At 56.8% G+C, this 20482-nt stretch carries 20 protein-coding genes; 7 read left to right on the forward strand and 13 right to left on the reverse strand.

The features are described from left to right. Positions 1-12: 12 nt before the first annotated feature. Both ACS0RQ_RS01475 and ACS0RQ_RS01480 read right to left on the reverse strand, forming a co-directional pair. Complete coding sequence (locus ACS0RQ_RS01475; protein WP_071194983.1) at positions 13-711, reverse strand: RraA family protein; 699 nt, start codon at positions 709-711, stop codon at positions 13-15. Positions 712-721: 10 nt separating this feature from the next. Beyond that, positions 722-1675, reverse strand: coding sequence for a hydroxyacid dehydrogenase (locus tag ACS0RQ_RS01480; protein WP_271849313.1), 954 nt, complete (start codon positions 1673-1675; stop codon positions 722-724). A 351-nt stretch (positions 1676-2026) separates the two neighbouring features. On the opposite strand from ACS0RQ_RS01480, the gene ACS0RQ_RS01485 reads away from it, so the two are divergent. Then, positions 2027-2299 carry a LysR family transcriptional regulator gene (locus ACS0RQ_RS01485; protein ID WP_271849312.1) on the forward strand — a complete coding sequence of 91 codons (273 nt, stop codon included), beginning with the start codon at positions 2027-2029 and terminating at the stop codon, positions 2297-2299. Between the two features lie 178 nt (positions 2300-2477). Continuing rightward, entirely contained in the window at positions 2478-3452 is a 975-nt protein-coding gene (locus ACS0RQ_RS01490) for an AEC family transporter (RefSeq protein WP_271849311.1), read from the forward strand. A gap of 42 nt (positions 3453-3494) precedes the next feature. Here the strand turns inward: ACS0RQ_RS01490 and ACS0RQ_RS01495 are convergent, their stop codons facing one another. Beyond that, a complete protein-coding gene (locus ACS0RQ_RS01495) occupies positions 3495-4289 on the reverse strand; it encodes an SDR family NAD(P)-dependent oxidoreductase (RefSeq protein WP_079496984.1) in 795 nt (264 codons plus the stop codon). 257 nt (positions 4290-4546) lie between these two features. Between ACS0RQ_RS01495 and ACS0RQ_RS01500 the strand changes: the two genes are divergently transcribed. From ACS0RQ_RS01500 to ACS0RQ_RS01515, 4 genes are read left to right on the forward strand one after another with little or no spacing between them, the layout of a single operon-like run. Continuing rightward, positions 4547-5440, forward strand: coding sequence for an ABC transporter substrate-binding protein (locus ACS0RQ_RS01500; protein WP_271849310.1), 894 nt, complete (start codon positions 4547-4549; stop codon positions 5438-5440). Then, positions 5440-6366: an amino acid ABC transporter permease gene (locus tag ACS0RQ_RS01505; RefSeq protein WP_103278436.1), complete on the forward strand. Its 927-nt coding sequence runs from the start codon at positions 5440-5442 to the stop codon at positions 6364-6366. The genes ACS0RQ_RS01500 and ACS0RQ_RS01505 overlap by 1 nt, the downstream gene beginning before the upstream one ends. Continuing rightward, complete coding sequence (locus tag ACS0RQ_RS01510) at positions 6359-7120, forward strand: amino acid ABC transporter ATP-binding protein (RefSeq protein ID WP_103278435.1); 762 nt, start codon at positions 6359-6361, stop codon at positions 7118-7120. Before ACS0RQ_RS01505 ends, ACS0RQ_RS01510 begins: the two co-directional genes overlap by 8 nt. Continuing rightward, positions 7121-9421 carry a molybdopterin-dependent oxidoreductase gene (locus ACS0RQ_RS01515; RefSeq protein ID WP_271849309.1) on the forward strand — a complete coding sequence of 767 codons (2301 nt, stop codon included), beginning with the start codon at positions 7121-7123 and terminating at the stop codon, positions 9419-9421. On the opposite strand, the gene ACS0RQ_RS01520 is transcribed toward ACS0RQ_RS01515, so the two are convergent. Genes ACS0RQ_RS01520 through purB form a run of 4 tightly spaced genes read right to left on the reverse strand, consistent with a single transcriptional unit; the run spans position 9396 to position 13750 of the window. Continuing rightward, complete coding sequence (locus ACS0RQ_RS01520) at positions 9396-10706, reverse strand: MmgE/PrpD family protein (protein WP_271849308.1); 1311 nt, start codon at positions 10704-10706, stop codon at positions 9396-9398. The genes ACS0RQ_RS01515 and ACS0RQ_RS01520 overlap by 26 nt on opposite strands. Next, complete coding sequence (locus tag ACS0RQ_RS01525) at positions 10703-11848, reverse strand: amidohydrolase (RefSeq protein ID WP_271849307.1); 1146 nt, start codon at positions 11846-11848, stop codon at positions 10703-10705. The genes ACS0RQ_RS01520 and ACS0RQ_RS01525 overlap by 4 nt, the downstream gene beginning before the upstream one ends. Positions 11849-11858: 10 nt before the next feature. Beyond that, positions 11859-12386, reverse strand: a complete 528-nt coding sequence (locus ACS0RQ_RS01530; RefSeq protein ID WP_271849306.1) for a GNAT family N-acetyltransferase — start codon at positions 12384-12386, stop codon at positions 11859-11861. Further along, positions 12383-13750, reverse strand: coding sequence for an adenylosuccinate lyase (gene purB, locus ACS0RQ_RS01535; RefSeq protein WP_271849305.1), 1368 nt, complete (start codon positions 13748-13750; stop codon positions 12383-12385). The genes ACS0RQ_RS01530 and purB overlap by 4 nt, the downstream gene beginning before the upstream one ends. Before the next feature lie 227 nt (positions 13751-13977). On the opposite strand from purB, the gene ACS0RQ_RS01540 reads away from it, so the two are divergent. Then, a complete protein-coding gene (locus ACS0RQ_RS01540) occupies positions 13978-15084 on the forward strand; it encodes an iron-containing alcohol dehydrogenase family protein (protein ID WP_079496985.1) in 1107 nt (368 codons plus the stop codon). Here the strand turns inward: ACS0RQ_RS01540 and nikR are convergent. The 6 genes from nikR to nikA are packed head-to-tail and all read right to left on the reverse strand — an operon-like array spanning position 15032 to position 20363. Beyond that, positions 15032-15481, reverse strand: coding sequence for a nickel-responsive transcriptional regulator NikR (nikR, locus tag ACS0RQ_RS01545; protein ID WP_132440189.1), 450 nt, complete (start codon positions 15479-15481; stop codon positions 15032-15034). The genes ACS0RQ_RS01540 and nikR overlap by 53 nt on opposite strands. After that, positions 15469-16257 (reverse strand): nickel import ATP-binding protein NikE, encoded by a 789-nt coding sequence (nikE, locus tag ACS0RQ_RS01550; RefSeq protein ID WP_271849304.1) that lies wholly within the window; start codon positions 16255-16257, stop codon positions 15469-15471. The genes nikR and nikE overlap by 13 nt, the downstream gene beginning before the upstream one ends. Beyond that, entirely contained in the window at positions 16254-17018 is a 765-nt protein-coding gene (nikD, locus tag ACS0RQ_RS01555) for a nickel import ATP-binding protein NikD (RefSeq protein ID WP_271849303.1), read from the reverse strand. The genes nikE and nikD overlap by 4 nt, the downstream gene beginning before the upstream one ends. Then, the gene (gene nikC, locus ACS0RQ_RS01560; protein WP_041851315.1) at positions 17018-17851 is read right to left on the reverse strand and encodes a nickel ABC transporter permease subunit NikC; all 834 of its coding nucleotides are present in this window, start codon (positions 17849-17851) and stop codon (positions 17018-17020) included. The genes nikD and nikC overlap by 1 nt, the downstream gene beginning before the upstream one ends. Next, on the reverse strand, positions 17848-18792 hold the full coding sequence (nikB, locus tag ACS0RQ_RS01565) for a nickel ABC transporter permease subunit NikB (protein ID WP_271849302.1): 945 nt from the start codon (positions 18790-18792) through the stop codon (positions 17848-17850). The genes nikC and nikB overlap by 4 nt, the downstream gene beginning before the upstream one ends. After that, a complete protein-coding gene (gene nikA / locus ACS0RQ_RS01570; protein WP_271849301.1) occupies positions 18792-20363 on the reverse strand; it encodes a nickel ABC transporter substrate-binding protein in 1572 nt (523 codons plus the stop codon). Before nikA ends, nikB begins: the two co-directional genes overlap by 1 nt. Positions 20364-20482 lie beyond the last annotated feature (119 nt).

The raw sequence follows: 20482 nt of genomic DNA on the forward strand, positions 1-20482 counted from the left end.
TATTTGCACGAATTAGCGGTAGACGTCGTCAATAAACTCAACGCCTTTTTCGTCTAATGATTTTCTTACCCATGCGCGGTTGGCGGTGCCGTTCTTCGCCGCTTCCACTTTGCCCGCATCAAATTTGGCGTAGTCGGTGGCTTTGTCGAGCAGGGCTGCTGCATCGTTCAGCGGTATGACGATCACGCCGTCAGCATCACCCACAATTAAATCACCCGGACAGACCGCCACGCCGCCTACGGCGATGGGTGTGTTCACTTCACCCGGCCCTTCTTTAAACGGACCCGCCGGGTTCGAACCGGTGGCGAAGAGAGGGAAGTCCAGTACGGACAGGGCATCGATATCGCGGATCGGACCATCAAGCACGATACCGGCGATTTTTTTGGTGTAGTGGGCATAAGCCACCATGATTTCGCCCATCAACGCACGGGAGCGATCGCCTTCGTTAGAGACCACGATGACATCATTTTCAGTTGCCATATCCAGCGCGGCGTGCAACATCAGGTTGTCGCCAGCGCGCGCTTTCACCGTAATGGCATAGCCCGCCATGACCGGCTTCTTCGGTGATGAAATACGTTTAATGCCGTTGCCGAGGACCGCAATACGGTTCATGGTGTCGGCGATATTTGCGGCGGGCAGTTTCTCGTAATGTTTTAATAACTCAACGTCGAATGCCGGACGCTTGGTGAAAATACGATTACCGATAGACATGATTTTCTCCTTAAAAACCCGGCACCGGCCAGGACGGTTTTTTACCTGATAACACTTCATCGATACCAATAGCGGAGTGCAAAGAGGCGCGGTCGGTCGCTTCTTTTGTGGCCGCGCCGATATGCGGACCAATAACGATATTGCTGAGGGTGAAAATCGGATCGGCGGGGTCGAACGGCTCTTTTTTCAGGACATCGACACCCGCACCGGCGATGGCGTGTGTTGAAAGTGCGTGGTATAGCGCTTTTTCATCGATCAGTTTGCCGCGTGCGGTATTAATGAAATACGCGGTCGGTTTCATCAGCGAGAACTGCTTTTCGCCAACAAAATCGGTGGTTTCCGCCGTGGTAGGGCAGTGCAGGGAGACAAAATCGCTCTCTTTGAAAATTCGCTCAAAGTCGCTGGTTAACTCAACGCCTTCCGGCACCTGGTCCTGCGTTTTGTACGGGTCATACGCAATGACTTTCATGTTGAAGCCATGCAGGGCTTTGATGGCGACACGGGAACCGATGTTGCCCACGCCTACCAGGCCTACGGTTTTACCGTCCAGCTCTACTTTTGGCGTGCGCAGTTTTGCCCAGTAGTAATCCTCAAGCATTTTCTCTTCGACCAGCTTGAAATTACGTGAACAATGCAGCATGTAAAAAATGGCCAGCTCGGCAACAGACATACTGTTAGCAATCGGCGCGTTTAATACGGTCACACCGTGGCGTTTGGCCGACTCCAGATCGACTGTGTCATAACCGGCACCATGGCGAGCAACAACTTTCAGTTTTTTCGCGGCTTCAAATACGCGATCGGACATTTTTGAAAGGCGAACAATAATACCGTCGCACTCCGGAATATCACGGATGATATCTTCTTCTTCCATCCCGGAACCTGTAATAAGCTCATAACCCCGGCTCTCAAGATATTCTCTCCCTTCCTGCATGATTTCTTGTGGAAGTAAAATTTTATAAGTCATCTGACGCTCTCCATTGTTGTTTGGCACTGATAATTGCAGATGGCGTGCCAGGGGCGTTCCTGATGAGGTAAATTATTTTTAACAGTATGATGTTTATGTATTTTTTATTTTTTGTTATTTTTGTGTGATATTCTTATTGGTGATGCTAATCACATATTTAAAGCCAGTGTAAAACACATCTATTTCATTTTGAAATGCATGAATTTCATTTTTAAATGTCAGATCGCGGCGTTATCACACTATTTTTGATGACGTCTTTTATGCGCTAATTATATTGACAAGAAAACTTTGCTTGATAATTATACTGGCTAACGGGTTCGCTCATTGAGTAAACAGTAATGGCAATAAATCATGACTCTCGAATTAATGAATGCATTTCTTTCTGCGGTGCGTAGTGGAAACATACCCGCCGCCGCCGGATTTTTAGGTATTAGCCAGGTCTGTTTATCTGAACGTTTGCAAATGCTGGAAAATAATATTGGTTTTACGCTTATTCAACGCGGAAGGAGTATCCGATCGGTGATATTAACCGAAAAGGGTAAACAGTTTTATGCGTTATCGGCGAAGATTATGGACGTACTCTATGAGGTGGAAAATATTAAATCACCACTCCGGCAGGATTGAAAACGCGCTGGCAAGATTCTGCGCACAATGATGTGCAAATGCCGCATTAGAAAGCGTAAATGTTGTAATAAGGCACTAACACCGTTTCAGCCAGACTGACTCTTCATGGCAAAACCCCTATACTGCCAAAAAACATAAAAAATCATTCATTTTTACGGTGATACGGGCAGGGTAACGGATGGAAACGACGAATTTTCTGGGGCAGCTTACGCAGCAGATGATCCTGTCTGCGCCTTTATTTTCCTTAATTGCGTTGGGTTATTGTCTTGGACGTTTTGCCGGCTGGCCGGAGGCCGCCAGCGGGGTATTTAACCGCTTCTGCTTTTCGATTGCCTTGCCCTGCATGTTATTTAAAGTCATGAGCAAGTTCTACCAAAGCCCGCCGGTGGATATGCGCTTGCTGATCGCCTATTTCGGCAGTTGCCTGTTGATCTATATTGTCGGGCGCATTGTCGCAAAAAGCGTGTTTGGCCTTGATGCCATCTCGGCATCGGTATTTGGCCTTGGGGGTATTTTTTCCAATAACGTCATGCTCGGGATCCCGGTCGCGGTGATTCTTCTGGGGCAGGCCAGCCTCGCCTCGGTCGCGCTGGTACTGGTGTTTAACAGCCTGATTCTGTGGACGCTGGTAACTGTCTCGGTGGAGTGGGCGCAGAGCGGCAGTTTTTCCTGGAAAGGCATCGGCAAAACGCTGGTCAACGTGCTGCGTAATCCGCTGATTATCGGCATTTTTTCTGGCTTTGCCTGGAGCATGACTCACCACACCTTGCCGCAATTTATTGATGGTCCCGTCAGCATGCTAGGGCAGATTGCCGCGCCGTTAACTCTGGTCACGCTGGGCATGAGTCTCTCGCATTACAACATCAGCCAGGGGCTGCGGGAAAGCGCGGCTATCTGCCTGATTAAACTGGTGTTGATGCCTGCGCTGATTTGGGCGCTCGCTTACGCACTGCATCTGCCGCAGCAGGAGAGCCAGGTGGTGGTTTTACTGGGGTCAATGGCGGTGGGGATAAACGTCTATCTGATGGCGCAGAAATTCAAAGTGCTGCAAGGGGCGACGGCAACCAGCATGTTGATTTCCACCCTGCTTTCTACCCTGACCACGCCAATGCTGATGATCCTGATGAGCCGCTTCTATCCGGCATGGCCGTAAACTCTCCCGGCAGGGCACACCGCGTGCCCTGCCAGAAACGCGTTAAAGAATGTCATCCACCACGCCGCCGTCAACGCGCAGCGCCGCGCCTGAGGTTGCCGATGCCTGAGTCGAGCAAACGTAGACCACCATGTTCGCCACTTCTTCAACGGTCGCTGCTCGCTGAATAACGGAGCTGGGACGGTGAGCCATCACAAACTCTTTCGCCAGCGTTTCCAGTGATTTGCCAGTTCTTGCCACTTCGTCCTGCATCATGGCGGCAAAGCCATCGGAAAGGGTCGGGCCGGGTAACACGCTGTTGACCGTCACGCCACTACCGGCGACAAACTTCGCCAGCCCGCGCGCCAGCGAGAGCTGGGCCGTTTTGGTCACGCCGTAATGAATCATATCGGCAGGAATGTTGCGCGCCGATTCCGAGGAGATAAAGACCACGCGGCCCCAACCTTTTTTCACCATCGCTGGCAGCAACGCACGGGAAAGACGCACGCCCGACATCACATTGGTTTGCCAGTAATTTTCCCAGGTCGCATCGTCGGTGGCATAAAAATCCTGCGGCCCGTAAATCCCGGCGTTATTGACCAGGATATCGGCATCCGTTGCCGCGCTTAGTAAGGTTTCAACCCCTTCTGCCGAACTCAGGTCGGCAATGGCGGTACGCACTTTTGCGCCCGGTACGCGCTCATTCAGCGCCTGGAGCGCTTTATTCACTGACGCCTCGCTACGTCCGTTGAGGATCACTTCCGCACCGCTTTCGGCAAGCCCCGTGGCTATGGCGAAACCAATGCCACCGGTCGAGGCGGTGACCAGTGCGACTTTCCCACTCAGATCAATTTTCATCCTCTGCTCCTTCCTCTTTATGCATACAGAACGTTAAGCGTAGCAGCCTGCTCGCGGGCGGGTGTTTTCGTCACGGGCTCCGCGTGGTGGCTGGCTTATGCAATTCCTGGCATTGCTTTTCTGGTTTTATTGGTTCCCTCACATTACCCACTCAACCAGAATAACAATCACAAAATATAAAAATATATTCCGTCTTACGCCTTCTGATTTTATTTTGCCACCCCGTACGGGGTTAATTTTGGGGACAGAAAAACGAAATGAAAAGACAGAGCATTTTAGCGCTATTTTTGGCCCTGGGCGGCATGCAGCAGGTTATTGCCGCTGAACAAACTGTTCCGGCAAAAAATAATTTTACTGTTACGGCAGATGAAACATTAAAAGCCAAACTTCCGGCAGACATTTTGCAGCGTGGGTATATTGTTGCCGGAACAAACCCGAATACGCCGCCCACCACCTTTTATCAGGAAGATAATAAAACGCTGGCCGGACGTGAAATCGATATTATGAGCGCAGTGGCAGAGCGCCTGGGTGTACAGGTGCAATGGCACGATACCGGGGGCTTTGACAATATTATCCCTGGCCTCAAATCCGGTCGCTATGATGTCGCGCTGTCCAATATTAACGCCACGCAAAAACGCCTCGAGCAGGTCGATTTCGTCAGCTACTACGATGCTTCCCGTCTGGGGGTTATCTCCCGTAAAGATGCCAGTATTCCCGAGTTCACCGAGCTCACGCAGGTGTGTGGAAAAGAGATTGGCGCGGGGGCGGGTACCACGCAGATTAACCGTTTGAACGAAGCCAGCAAGGCGTGTGAATCGCAGGGAAAACCGCCGATCAAGGTCGCGGTTTTCCCGGACCGCCCGGCAGGTGTGCAGGCGGTGGTGAGTGGTCGCGTGCCGATGTTCTTCGGCCCGTATGAAGGGCTCACCTGGCAGGTTAAAACCGTCAAACCGCTGACCATGAGCGGGCAGATCAGCGTCAACGATGCGCCGGTTTCTATCGCCTTCCCGAAAGACTCGCAACTGGAAGAAGCGGTACAGGCCGCACTGAATTCGCTCATCAAAGACGGGACCTATCAGAAGATTTTGGATCACTGGTCGATTGGCTTTGGCGCAGTGAAAGAGTCGAAACGTAATCAGGACATCTTCTAATGCCTCACTCCACACCTCCCGCTTCTCAGGACGCGCTGCGCATCATCGGTAAGCGCTATTACGGGCGCTGGTTCAGCGCGCTGGTCGTTTTACTGCTGTTGGCCGGGTTGCTGCACTCTATCTTTAATAACCCGCGTTTTGAGTGGCATGTGGTGGCAGAGAGCTTTACCGAAGACTCCATTATCAGTGGCGTTCTGATGACCCTGCAGCTCACCGCCATCTCGGTGGTGTTGGGCTTCGCCGGGGGAACGGTACTGGCGCTGATGCGGCTTTCCTCCAATCCGGTGCTGGTGGCCGTCAGTTGGGGATACACCTGGTTTTTCCGGGGTGTGCCGATGCTGGTACAACTGTTTCTCTGGTACAACATCGCCGCACTTTATCCTACCGTCTCATTGAGCCTGCCAGGGATTGGCGAATTCTTTAGTGCGTCATCCAATGCGCTGATTAGCCCATTTAGCGCCGCCGTGATTGCCCTGGTGATGCATCAGTCTGCCTATGCGGCTGAAATTATTCGTGCCGGTATCCAGAGCGTCGGCAACGGTCAGCTTGAAGCGGCGCGTGCGCTGGGTTACACCCGCAGCCAGATCTTCCGTCATACGGTTCTGCCACAGGCGATGCGCGCCATTCTGCCCCCTGCGGGCAATGAGGTCATCGGGCAACTGAAAACCACGGCGGTGGTGTCGGTTATCTCGCTACAGGACGTGCTTTACTCGGCGCAAATCATCTATCAGCGCACCTATGAAGTGATTCCGCTGCTGCTGGTGGCAACGCTATGGTATCTGCTGTTGACCTCGGTGCTCTCTGTCGGTCAGTTCTACGTCGAACGTTACTTTGCCCGTGGGGTAAAACGTGAGACAGCAAAAGTCTGGTTCGCCCGCAAACTGCCGGTTTTTCTGTTCAATGCAAGGGGCGTTAGCAATGGCTGAGACCATCGAATTACGTAACATCACCAAACGTTTTGGTGGGCAGACGGTGGTAGATGCCGTTGACCTGGACGTCGACGCCGGGTCCGTCACGGTGATTCTTGGGCCTTCTGGCTCAGGTAAATCCACGCTGCTACGCTGCATCAACCACCTGGAAAAATTGGATGCGGGCACCATTCGCATCGGTGGCAACCTGGTAGGCTATGTGCAAAAAGGCCAGGCGCTGTATGAAGTGGGCGACAGCAAAATCGCTGCCCAACGCAGCCGCATCGGCATGGTGTTCCAGCAGTTTAATCTGTTTCCGCATCGCACCGTTTTGCAGAACATTATTGATGCGCCCATCCGGGTGAAGAAGCAGCCGCGTGCGGTGGCGGTAGCAAAAGCCCGTCAGTTGCTCCAGCAGGTGGGGCTTTCCGGGCGTGAAAATGACTGGCCGCAGCAGCTTTCCGGCGGGCAGCAACAGCGCGTGGCTATTGCCCGTGCGCTGGCGATGGACCCGGAAGTAATGCTGTTTGATGAACCCACTTCCGCGCTGGATCCTGAACTGGTGGGCGAGGTGTTACAGGTCATCAAAGGGCTTGCTCACTCAGGCATAACCATGGTGATTGTCACCCATGAGATCGGCTTTGCCCGCGAAGTTGCTGATAACATTGTCTTTATGGAGTCCGGTAAAGTCATTGCCTCTGGCCCGGCGCGCAAGGTGCTGGAAGAGAATGCCAACGCCCGCGTAACCCACTTCCTCTCAACGGTTTTGTAAATGTCTGCGCCGGTGCCTCACAGCTCCCACTGGGGAGCTTTTACCGCCCGGCGCGTGGCAAACGCGCTGAAAATCACCCCCTTTGCCGCCGACCCCGATCCCAGCCCGTTACTGGAAAACTTCACCGATGCTTTAACCCACCCGGCGCGCGTCACTCAGCCGATGGTGCGCCGTGGCTGGCTGGAAGACGGGCCCGGCCCGGATGAGCGGCGCGGCGCGGACGAGTACATCGCTATTAGCTGGGAGCAGGCGCTCGGTCTGGCAGCAAATGAGTTACAGCGGGTGGCGGAGCTTCATGGCCCACAAGCCGTGTTTGGCGGCTCTTATGGTTGGTCGAGCGCCGGGCGTTTTCATCACGCGCAAAGTCAGGTGCACCGCTTTCTCAATACGACGATTGGCGGCTATGTGCGCTCGGTCTGGTCCTACAGCTCGGCGGCGGCATCGGTGATCTTGCCGCATATTGTCGCGCCCCAGGATGAGATCTCCCGGTGCGGCGTAAGCTGGCGGGAAATCGCCGAACATAGCGACATTGTTCTCGCATTTGGCGGCCTGGCGCTGAAAAATGCCCAGGTTGCCAGCGGTGGGATGAGTGAACATACCGAACGCGGTTATATGCAGCAGGCGGCCCGTCGTGGGGCGCGTTTTATCTCCGTCAGCCCACTTCGTAGCGATCTGCCGGAGGAGGCCGCCGGGGAATGGCTGTCGATCACGCCCGGTACCGATGCGGCGCTGATCCTGGCGTTACTCCACACCCTCTATCAGCAAGGGCGCACGGATGAAGATTTCCTGGCCCGTTACTGCACCGGTTGGCCAACGCTGGTGCGTTATTTTCAGGGGGAGGCGGACGGCACGGTACGCAATGCCGCCTGGGCCGCAGCAATTTGTGGCATTCCGGCGGGCGAGATTATCGCCCTGGCGCAGCGGCTTCACGGCAGGCGGGTTCTGGTCACGGTGGCCCATGCCTTACAGCGCGCTCAGCATGGCGAACAGCCGGTATGGCTCGGGCTGGTGCTGGCTTGCGCATTGGGGCAGCCGGGGCTGCCTGGTGGCGGGTATACCTATGCACTGGGTGCGCTGGGGCATTATGGTAAGGCATTTAACCGGGTCTCTTTTCCGTCGCTGCCTCAGGGGAAAAATGGCGTCGAGGCGCTGATTCCGGTGGCGCGGATTGCCGACATGCTGCTTCATCCCGGCGAACCCTTTCAGTTTAATGGCGTCGAACGGCGCTATCCGCATATCAGGCTGGCCCGGTGGGCGGGAGGCAATCCGTTCCACCATCACCAGGATTTGGCGCGACTGCGGCGGGCGTTTTGCCGTCTCGATACCTTAATCGTCCATGAACACAGCCTGACGGCTACCGCACGTCATGCAGATCTCATACTGCCTGCCACCATGACGCTGGAGCGTGAAGATGTGGGCGGCGCCCCTACCGATCGCCATCTTTTTGCCATGCATCCGGTGGCGAAACCCCACGGCGAGGCCCGGGATGATTTTGCTATTTTCCGCGACATTGCGGCTCGCCTGGGCAAAGAAGAGGCGTTTACCGAAGGACGCAGCGTGCGCGAATGGTTACAACATCTCTACCAGCAGATGCAGCAAAAGCTGGCGGAGATAGACCACCCGGTGCCTGACTTTGACCACTTCTGGCAGCAGGGCGTGTTGACCCTGCCCCAGGTGGATGACGGCGGGCGTTTGATGCGCCGTTTTCGTGCCGACCCGCAGGCAAATCCGTTGCCCACGCCGGACGGAAAAATCCAGATCTTCTCTGCCGTCATTGACCGTTTTGGCTATGCCGATTGCCCCGGTCATCCGGTGTGGCGGGAGCCAGATGAGCAGCCGAATGCGCTGCATCCGCTCTGGCTCATCGCCAACCAGCCCGCCACCCGTCTGCACAGCCAACTGGACTACGCCCGGTACAGCGCAAAGCATAAACGGCAGGGGAAAGAGGTCTGTTTGATGCACCCGCAAGACGCTGCGGCGCGGGAAATTAGCGAAGGGGATGTGGTGATGTTGCATAACGCGCGCGGGGCGTTGCTGGCTGTCGTGAGCGTTTCAGTGAACATTAAGCCCGGCGTGGTGCAGCTACCTACGGGGGCCTGGTATGACCCGGTAGATCCAAAGGCGGAGCGTCCACTGTGCCGCCACGGTAACCCGAATGTCTTAACGCGGGATATTGGTACATCTGCCCTTGCGCAGGGCTGTAGCGGGCAGATTACCGTTATTCAGGCTACCCGTTTTACCGGTGATGCCGGGCCGGTTCAGGCGTTTTCACCGCTTATCCTAGCAGCAACCCGCGAATAGCCTCAAGATCCTCCAGGGTGTGCAGGCGCGTCTGCTGCTGCCAGCGTGCGCGGGTGGGCGCATCCGCACCGGGCAGGCACTGGCGTAGTTTCTCTTCTAAATCCACTCCCTGAGTCAGTAGCCCCTGGCGCGTCACCTGGCTGATAAGCTGCTCGCCATTAAACAGTTGCAGCGTCAGGCGGTGAAAACGCGCACTCGGATTTTGTGCATCCGGCGGTGCGCTGGCATCTGGCGTGCGGGTCACCCGTGCAGCCAGTTCTGCGGTAAGCGGGTCGACAGGACGGGCGTCAAAGCGGGTCAGCGCAAGCTCTCCGCGCAGCAGGCACTCGGCAATCACATATTCGAGACTAAAGCGTGCTTCCACTCCCGTTACAGGCTGACGCACAAAGGCTGCCACATCGCCGCCAGGAGGGAAGGCTATCTCGATATGTTCTATGGCCCCGATAAGGTTGTCGGATGTTTTGCCGGTTGCCAGCCACTGTTTGCGCAGCCGCAGCGCCGCCAGCGCCGCGCCGTGCGTTCCGCTGCAGGTAGGCCAGGGTTTGAACTCCAGACCCGGCGTGACAATGCGCCACGGCGCACCCCAGTCCTGCGTGAGTTTTTGCGGCTGCTGTGTGGCGGGGCTGTAAGCCGCGAGGAAACTCTCCAGCGCGCCCGTAATGGATGCCTTCGTGTTGTGCTGCGCAAGCTGCACGGCAGTCACCGCCGCTCGTGCGGCAAAACCGGCATGCAGCGGTTTGATATCCGAGCCAAACTGCACCCGTAATCCGGCTGACTGGGTAGCGGCGATAGCCAGCGCCGCGGCTGTTTGTTCTTGCGTCGCCCCGACAAGCCTCGCACCTGCCGCCGCCGCGGCAATAACCCCCAGCGTGCTGGTGTTGTGAAAACCCTGAACATAATGGCCGCCGCCGACGGCCAGCCCTAATCTACCCGCCATTTCGACGCCCACCACAAACGCATCCAGCAGACGCGGGGGCGTCTGCGTACCGAGCGCCAGGAGTGTGGGTAAAATCACCGTGCCAGCATGTCCGCGAAAGTCCGGGTGAAAATCATCAAAATCGAGGGCATGTCCACAGTAGCCCAGACGCAATGCGCGTGACTGCGGGTCATCGCCGGGCCAGATTGCGCGTATCGTCTCCCGCGTGGCATCCGGCAGGGTGCCATTGACCACCGGGAAAGCGACGGCGAAAAAATCCAGCACGCCTTGTCGCGCCTGTTCACGGGCAGCTTCGTCGGGTTGTCGGGTGGCAACCAGCCGGGCGACTTCCGCCGTAAGGTTGCTCATGCGGTTGCCTTTGTCAGTGCGGCGATGGCCAGTTGTGCCAGCCAGTCGGCGGTCGGGAACAAGGCGGCGTCATCCACACGGAACTGCGGATGGTGCAGCGCAAACGGCCCGCCGGAACCAATCATGATAAACGCGCCAGGCAGACGCTGCTGGTAAAAGGCAAAGTCTTCACCGATGGGGTTGGCGGGGATGCGGCGCACTTCGAAGCCTGCCTGTTCACCGGTTTCCAGCGCCAGATCGACCCAGCTTTCGCTGTTCACGACCGACGGTGGGCCTGGCTGCCAGTCGAGTGCGATTTGCGCGTCAAAGGTGGTGGCGAGACCGCGCGTAACGTCATGAAAACGGCGTTCGATGTTTTCCCTAACGCTCTGGCTAAAAGTACGTACGGTGCCTTCCAGCCAGGCACTGTCGGGAATAACATTCCAGGTGCTTCCGCTATGTACCTGAGTAATGGAGAGCACGGCGTTTTCACTGGAGTCGACGTTGCGGCTGATGAGCGTTTGCAGCGCGCCAATCAACTGCCCGGCAATCACGATAGGATCGTTACCTTCATGAGGCCGCGCGGCGTGGCTGCCGGTGCCGGTGATATCAATACGGAAACGATCCACACCTGCGGTCAGCGCGCCTGCTTTACTGCCCATCACCCCTACCGGCAGTGCCGGGTCATTGTGAATACCAAAAATAGCAATGGCCTCGTCCAGCGCGCCGGTGGCAATCACCGCCGGTGCGCCCTGGCCCGTCTCTTCGGCGGGCTGGAACAGAATACGTACCCGGCCTTTTAGCGTGGCTTCCTGCGCTTTGAGCAAAATAGCGGCCCCCAGCGCTGCCGAGGAGTGGAAATCGTGGCCGCAGGCGTGCATTACGCCAGGGTTTTCTGAGCGATACGCAACGCCGGATTTTTCCTCAATGGGCAGCGCGTCAATGTCAGCACGCAGCACCACCAGGGGACCAGGGTTTTGCCCGCCCATCTCCACCACCAGGCCGGTGGGTAAATCCAGCGGCAGAACAGAAATCTGATACTGCTCCAGCACATTGCGCAGGCGTGCGGTAGTGGCGAATTCTTCGTTGGAGAGTTCCGGGAAGCGGTGCAGTTCATGGCGAAAATCGGTAAGCCAGAGGGCTAAATCATGGGTATCTGTCATGGTTTACTCATTAGGGTGTTTGGCGGGCTAGCCAGCTTGTGTGGGCTGCCTCATCAAGGATCTTTTTCATAAACAGGGTGATATGGCCTTTCCCCAGATCCGCTTTGTGCTGCGGCGTAAAGCCCCAGTGTTGATACATCTCAATCAGCCACGGATGGTGGATAGCCGTACCTAGCGAAATCGCGGGGGCGTGCAGCATGTCGCGCACGATATGGATTTCCACCCAGTCATAAATTTGCTGTCCCCGCTGTTGACCACGAAAGCGCGGGTGCGCACCGAACCAGCCAATGTGCGGCAAACCAAAGGGACCGGGGAGCGGCCCCCACGGGTATCGCAGGGTGACGGACGCGGCCAGTTCATCCTCAATAAACAGGCCGTACACGCCGTGCTGTCGCAGGTGCCGTTCGACCTTCTCGGGTGTGGCGGTGGCCGCATCGAAATGAACACCTAACGCCAGCGAGGGGGCATAGGCGGCGAGCATGAGTTCGAGATAGGCATCGCTATCGGCCAGGGTGAGCTGACGATATTTTTCGGTCATACCGACGCCTGCTCCAGCGCAGCATCGGCGGCGCGCAGCACATCTGACACTTTTTCCACAGCGCTACCGAGGTAGCGTGCAGGGTCAAACCAGGCATCCAGATCAGCGCTTGAGAAAGCACTGGCAAACGCCGGGGTTTCCGCCAGCACGCTCTTAAAGTCACGTCCGGTTTCAAAGGCCGTCATGGCACAGGTGTAGACCAGATGATGAGCGGTCTGCTTACCGAGGGTTTTGCCTGCCTCAAACATCACTTTTTCAGACAGCAGTAGCCCGGCCTGAATATCCAGATTGGCACGCATTTTCGCTTCATTCACCGTCAGCCCGCTCAGGATACCCTGGGCATTTTGCAACTGGGCGGAGAGGTAGAGGCAGATTTCCGGCAGGGCCAGCCATTCGGCGCGCCAACTCATTGCGTCGCGCTCATGTTCAACGTGCATGGATTCGTAGATTAGCGCCGCGCTTTTGCGAATCGGCGGCGTCAGGCTTGCCAGCCCTTCGATGGCCGCCGGGTTGCGTTTATGCGGCATGGTCGTGGAGCCGATTTTACCTTTGCTGAACGGCTCTTCCACTTCGCCAATTTCGCTGCGCATCAGGTTATAAAGTTCATTGCCGATTTTGCCCAGTGAACCGCTAATCAGCACCGCAACCGACGCGAATTCGCTCAGCCTGTCGCGGGCGGACTGCCAGCCAATGGTCGGGCTATTCAGGCCGAGCAGACTCAGCGCTCTGCGCTCTACTTCCGGGCCCTGTGCGCCCAGCGCGGCATTGGTGCCAATCGCGCCGTTGATATTGCCGGTGAGCACGCGTGGCGTGATTTCACCGAGGCGTGTCAGATGGCGCAAAAATTCATCCAGCCAGACGGCGGCTTTAAAACCAAAGGTGGTCGGCAGTGCCTGCATACCATGCGTGCGGCCAACCATCAGGGTGTGCTGATGGCGCGCTGACAACTGGCGTAACGCGCGGGTAACGCCCAGGGTGTCACGACGAATAATGGTCAATGCCTGGCGCAACTGCAAAATGGTGGCGGTGTCAACGATGTCCTGTGTGGTGGCACCGTAATGCAGATATTCCCCTGCCGGGCCGCACTGTTGTTGCAATGCGCTCAGCGTGGGCATAAAGGAGTGTTTCATCAATCCGGCCTGAGCGGCAATATCGCTTAGCAGCAGTTTTTCTGGCTGAGCACGGCGAAGGATTTCTTCGGCAGCCTCTTGCGGGATCACCCCCAGTTCGCCCTGGGCCTGAGCCAGTGCAACTTCGACCGCCACCTGTTGATGAAGCCGATTTTCTTCCGACCAGACGGCACGCATTTCCGGCGTGGCGAAGTTATTGCCAATAATTACAAAATCGATAGGATGCGATGCCATTTTTTTCGTTTGCCTGTCGGTGAAAGGGAAAATTGAAATAATGGGAACCACTATTTTCTGCAAGTATCTTCATTGATGGATATATCGCGGGGCAAGGTATTTATTGCCTTATCCAATATTCTTCTATCGATATGAAAATAGAAGAAATAGAGATTATTGTTTTTAATTTTTATTTTTGTAGCATGGTGAGATAAAGCGAAATAATTCGCACACACATGGACATGCCAATGCTTGCGATAAAAACTCCGCAGACCTGGTTTCACCAGTCTGGTATTCGTCATGACGCAGGAAAATATATTGCGCCGCTTACCCAGCATATTTTGATAATTACCAGCGTAAAGGCATGGGCGCAGGTCAACCCTGGGCTTGAAGAGAGCTTACGCGCCAGCGGTATCCGCTGGCAGACGGAGATCATGACCGGTTACTGTACCGAAGATAGCGTTGCCCGCTATGTGCAGCGGGCAAAAAAACTGGGGGTGCAGTTTATTGTCGGCGTGGGCGGCGGGCGCGTTCTGGATACCGCCAAAGCCGTCGCCGATACCCTTGAGGGCGGCGAATCTATCACCATTCCGACACTGGCAGCGACCTGTGCGGCCTGGTCGCCTTTATCGGTGTTCTATACGGATGAAGGCGCGCAAATCAGTAGCCAGGCCTTACGCACACTGCCGCGCCTGGTGCTGGTGGACAGCGAAGTCATTGCCCGCAGCGATGTGCGTTATTTAAAAGCGGGCATCGTCGATGCGCTGGCGAAATGGTACGAGTTTCGTCCTTATTTGCAGAAAAATCCTGATAATCTCGGGCTGCAATTAAAAGTGCAAAACGCGCGTCTGGCCGTCGAAATTTATGAAAAACACGGTCAACAGGCTATTCGCGATAATAAAGCTCAGGTAGTGTCGGATGCGCTGATCAACGTTATTGACGCCAATATTGCCGTGGCCGGTATGGCAAACAGCGTGCGCGGCGAAATCCCCACGCCGGGTGTGGCGCATGCGATTCATAACCGCCTCACCCAGGAGCCGGCTTTGCGTCAGTGGCTACACGGTGAACGTGTGGGATTCAGTCTGCTGGTGCAATCCATTCTGGAAAATGAAAATAGCCAGCCTGACCCGGTGTTACTGGCGCTGCTGCGTCAGTATGAGATGCCGCTAACCCTGGCACCGCTGAAAGAGATCCGCCTGGCGGTCATCCAGGCGGTGGCGCGCAGTATTCCCTTCCCGCGTGATGCTCTGGAGCATTTACCGTTCACACTCGAACCCACGCGTATTGAGCAGGCGCTGCGTCTTACAGAACAATATGTTTCAACCCGTGCGTATGCCCGTGATCTGGCGGGGTAGTGTCATCCGTAACGCACTGAAGGTGGCCATGGCGCACACCGCGCTGGGCGATGACGCTATCGGCAAATTGCTGCACATCGCCCATTTTACCTTTCAGGACGGCGATCTCCAGGCAGTCGTCATGGTTGATATGCACATGTAACGTGGCGACTGAGAGGTCATGATGGTGGTGCTGTGTAGCGACAATGCGGCTCGCCAGATCGCGCTTTTCATGTTCATACACATATGACAGCACCGCATAGCCCCGTGTGTCCTGCTCGCAGGCCGCTTGCTGGGTGAGTGCGTCGCGTAAAATATCCCGCAGCGCTTCGGAGCGATTGTGATAGCCACGGCGCTGGCTCAGATCGTCGAGAGTGACAAGCAGGTCATCATCAAGAGTAACAGTTACGCGTTGCATGGCAGTGTTCCTGGTGTTCGGGTTTTGGGATAGGCGGGCAAGACGGCCTGTTGCAGCGCCTGTCCGGCGAGAGAGGTAAAGCGTAAGGGGTGGGTGACGGCAATATCTTCGCTGATATGGCCATTCTCCATCACCACCACGCGCTGGCAAAAACGCTCCACCAGACGTAAATCGTGGGTGATAAACAGGCAGGCAATGCCCGAGTGCTGTTGTAGTTTTTTCAGCAGACGGATGATGCCTGCCTGCAAGACCAGATCCAGGCTGGACACGGCCTCATCAAGGATGAGCAGCGTCGGGCGGGTCGCCAGCGCGCGGGCCAGGCAGACGCGCTGTAACTGCCCGCCGCTCAGTTGCGGTGGGCGCTGGTCAAGCAGGCTGATTTCCAGTTCCACATCACGCATCAACTGTTCGATGCGGGTGTGCTGTTCCGTTTTGCTTAAGCTGAACAGATGGCGCAACGGTTCGGCAAGAATGTCGCGCACCGTTTTGCGAGGGTTGGCGGCGCTGATGGCGTCCTGAAAGACCAGTTGAATATCCCGGCGGAAGTCTTTTTTCATCGCCCCGGACATGCGGGAAAGCGGGGTTCCCTGCCAACTGATTTCACCGCTGACAGGCCTTTCCAGCCCAACCAGCAGGCGTGCCAGCGTGCTTTTGCCACACCCGCTACGCCCTAACAGCGCAAGGCTTTCCCCACTGTTGATAGAAAGGGAGATATTCTCCAGCACCGGGTGGGCGTGATAGCGGTGGGTGACGTTAGATATCGTGAGTAAATTCATTGGCTAAGTTCCATCCCGTACAGCGCCAGATGCGCCGCCACCAGATTGCGTGTCACCGGATGTCGCGGGGTGCGAAACAGCACATCGACACTGCCCTGCTCGACAATACGCCCTGCTTCCATCACCGCCACGTCGTCGGCGAGCCGCGCCACTACGCCGATATCATGGGTAACCAGCAACATGCCGCAGTGGCGGGTTTGTAAGAGACGTTCGAGCAGATCGAGAATTTTGGCCTGCGCCACGGCGTCGAGGTCGGTGGTGGGTTCATCGGCGACAATAAAGGCCGCATCGCTGAGCAGCGCCATTGCGATCATCATGCGCTGCAACATGCCGCCACTCATCTCAAACGGGTAGAGCGTCAGTACCCGTTCCGGCGCCTCCAGCCCAACGTCGCCCAGGGCGGCGATAAGCGTGGCGTCATCCGCCGGTTTGCCCAGCGCCCGGCAGGTTTCCCTGGCGTGCGCCGCCATGGTCCGCAGTGGGTTAAAGGCACTGCGCGGGTTTTGCATAATGGTCGCCACTTTAAGCCCACGCAGCGCCTGCGGCGAGATGGGCTGACCATCTGCCAGCAGCGTGCCCGCCGTTTGCCGCACACCCGCAGGCAATACGCCGAGCGCGGCGGCACAGGTCAGCGATTTCCCGCTGCCGCTTCCGCCGACCAGCGCCAGCACGCGCCCGCGCTGAAGGGTGAGTGAGACGTCATGGGTGAGGGGGCGCTGCGCCTCAAGGGTGAAATTTCGCAGTTCAAGTTGCGCAGGCATCAGTGGGCATGCTCCGTTTCCAGATGTGGATCGAGGCGGTCGCGCAGGGCATCGCCCACCATATTAAAGGCCATCACGCTGACAAACAGCGCCAGACCCGGCCACAGCATTTGCAGCGGTTGCGTCCAGATATACTGCCGGGCATCGTTAATCATCACCCCCCATTCGGCGGTGGGGGCGCTGACGCCCAGCCCCAGGAACGACATCCCCGCCACGTGCAGCATCATGTGGCCGATATCCAGCGTCGCCAGCACCAGCAGCGAAGGCACCACGGCACCTGCCAGATGATCGATAAACACCTGCGTATAGCTCGCCCCGCTCAGGCGGGCGGCCAGAATGTACTCGCGGCTACGCAGAGAGAGAACCAGGCTGCGCACCATGCGGGCGTACCAGGCCCAGTGGGAGAGGGCGATGGCGATAATCACATTTGTCAGCCCGGTTCCCAATACGCCGACCATAAAGAACGACAGGATAGAGGTGGGGAAGGTCATAAAGACATCCGCGACGCGCATGATCGCCTGGTCGATACGGCCACCGGCCAGCCCCGCGCAGCCGCCGAGCGTTAACCCCAGCGTCAGCACCAGCAGAAGACAGGCCATGACCGATCCTAAGGAGACGCGGGTGGCGCTCAGCAACCGGGAGAAAATATCGCGCCCCAGATGGTCGGTACCCAGCCAGTGTTCGCTGCCTGGGGGTAACAGGCGGGCGGGCAAGTTAATCGCCTGCGGATCATAGGGCAGCCACCACTGGCAGGTCACAGCGATGACCAACAGCAGCGCCAGAATCAGTACGGCAAAGCGCACCGACCAGCGGGCAGAACGCAGAAAATTCATGCGTGCGCTCCTTCATGGTGACGAATACGCGGGTCGAGCGCAGCGCTGAGCACATCCACCAGCAGGTTACACAGAGCGAATACGATGACCATCACCAGCGTAAAACACTGGATCACCGGGTAGTCACGGTTGAAGATGGCCGACACGGCATAGCGGCCAATGCCCGGCCAGGCAAAGATGCTTTCGATAATCATCGTACCGCCAATCAGTTCACCCACGTGCATACCGAGGGCGGTGATCACCGGCAGTGACGCGTTACGCAAAATATGCTGACGCTCGGTCTGCTTTTCACTCAATCCGCGCAGCCGCGCCCAGATGACGTGCCGCTGTCCGGCGGCCTCCAGCATGCTGGCGCGCAACAGGCGCGCGTTGATCGCCAGTGACATAAAGGCAATCGACACGGCGGGCAGCAGGATATGTTGCCAGCCGCCGTAACCCATTGCCGGTAGCCATTGCAGATAGACCGAAAAGAACATCACCAGCAGAAAGGCCAGCCAGAAATTGGGCATCGAGACGCCAAGAAAGGCAATCAGACGCACGATATAGTCCGGCAGGCTGTTGCGGTGGCGTGCAGCCCAAATGCCCAGCGGTACGGAGGTGAGCAAAATCAATATCAGCGCGACGCCCGCCAGTTGTAATGTGGCGGGCAGGAAGTGCAGAACATCCTCCAGCACCGGGCGCTGGGTCGCATACGAGATACCGAAATCGAGATGCAGCGCCTGCCACAGCCAGTGCAGATACTGCTGCGGCAGGGGTTTATCCAGCCCCAGCATGATGCGCGTTGAGGCCACCATCTCCTGCGTAGGCGGCAGGTTCGACAGGCGCAGATAATCCAGCGCCGGGTCGCCCGCCCCCATGCGTAGCAGCAGGAAGATGACCACCGACGCGGCGAAGATCATCGGGATAAGCAGTAACAAACGGCGAATGACATAGCGCAGCATCAGGGTTTCACCGGGGTAATGTGTTCAAAAGGAATATCGCTGGCGATAGGGGCGAAAGGAATGACGCCCAGTTCAGGCTTCGCCACCACCAGCGTTGAGACGTAGCTGATGGGCAGATAGACCGCTTCGTCGTGCAGGCGGGTCAGGATGTCGCGATAAAGCGCCTGGCGCTCGGTTTCATCGCGTGTCGTCAGCACCTCGCCAATTTCTTTGTCGATCTGCGCTTTATCCGGCAGGCCAAGCTGCGCCTGGTAATCGGCGTGAGAGGGGACGCGCATGGAGCTTAAGAAGGCGTGCGGATCATAAGGCGCGCCCCAGGTGCGGTTGAAAATCATGCCGAAACGGCCGTCGCGCTGGCGGGCATAAATACTGCTCTCTTCCTCGCCCACAAGTGCCGTGTCCACGCCGATATCGCGCAGGTTAGCCTGGATAATTTCGGCCATTGATTTGCTCATCGCGTCGGTGCCGATAAACGCAAGTTCGACATGCAGCGGCTGCCCCGCTTTCTCACGGATCGTTTTGCCATCCGGCAGTTTCCAGCCGTCAGCGTCCAGCAGCGCGCGGGCTTTTGCCGGGGAGTATTCACGCGCTTTCAGACCAATATTGGCGTATGGCACGGTGGGGGCGAACAGCGTGTCGGCTACTTTCTGGGTGCCGTACAGCGCGCTATCAATCAGCGTCTTTTTATCGACCGCGTAGTTGAGCGCCTCACGGACGGACTGCTCATTGGTCGGCGCTTTGGCGGAGTTCAGCGCCAGCATCACCGTTTCGACCGGGGCGGAAAGCTGGGTGCGTAACGCCGGGTTCTGGCTAAACCGGGAGAAGGTATCGAGCGGCAGCAGCCCTTCGTTGCCGTACAACAGATCGAGATCGCCAGTTTCAAAGGCCACCGCGCGGCTGGTGGGGTCCGGGATCACTTTAATGGTGATCTTGCTCAATGCCGGTTTTTCGCCCCAGTAGTGTTCGTTACGTACCATCACGTCGTACTGATTCAGTCGCGATGTCTGCAATACCCACGGCCCGGTGCCAATCGGGGCCCCGATGCCGTTCATGGTCTCGTGGTTTTTAAACTGGGAGGGGGCGATAAAGCGGAACGGGCGGGGCAGGGCAAGCTCCTGCAGGAACGGGTAATAGGCGCTTTTCAGGGTGATTTGCAGTTCGTTGTCGCTAAGCGCTTTCACATCAGTTATCTGGTTGGCGAGCTCAAGCCAGGCATGACGCTGGCGGTTATCGAGCACCGCACGGAAGTTTTCCACCGCGGCCTGGGCATTAAATGGCTCGCCGTTGGAGAACGTGACATCCGTACGCAGCGTAAAGACCCAGGTTTTACCATCCTCAGAGGAGGTCCAGCTTTTAGCCAGCCAGGGTTTTACCGTGCCATCGGCCTGATATTTTACCAGCGGCTCGTAGACCATGCTTTGGGCGAACATTTGGTTTGGCGTATAGAGATGCGGATTAAGCGGTCCTACGTTGACCGGCCATGCGGTGGTCAATTCCTGAGGGGATGAAGCCTGGGCAAAAAACGCAGTACAGGCCAGCAGTAACGCACTAAGAGAGCGAAAGGACGACATGGTTTTCCCTGAAAATCTGCCACAAAAGGAGTATGACGATTTTATTGATTCATCATACGAATGCGGTGCGCGGGATCAAAAAGGCATGATAAAAGTGTGGAAATCGTGAAGCGAGCGAA

This window comes from Phytobacter diazotrophicus (assembly GCF_052061655.1).
Lineage (GTDB): Bacteria > Pseudomonadota > Gammaproteobacteria > Enterobacterales > Enterobacteriaceae > Phytobacter > Phytobacter diazotrophicus.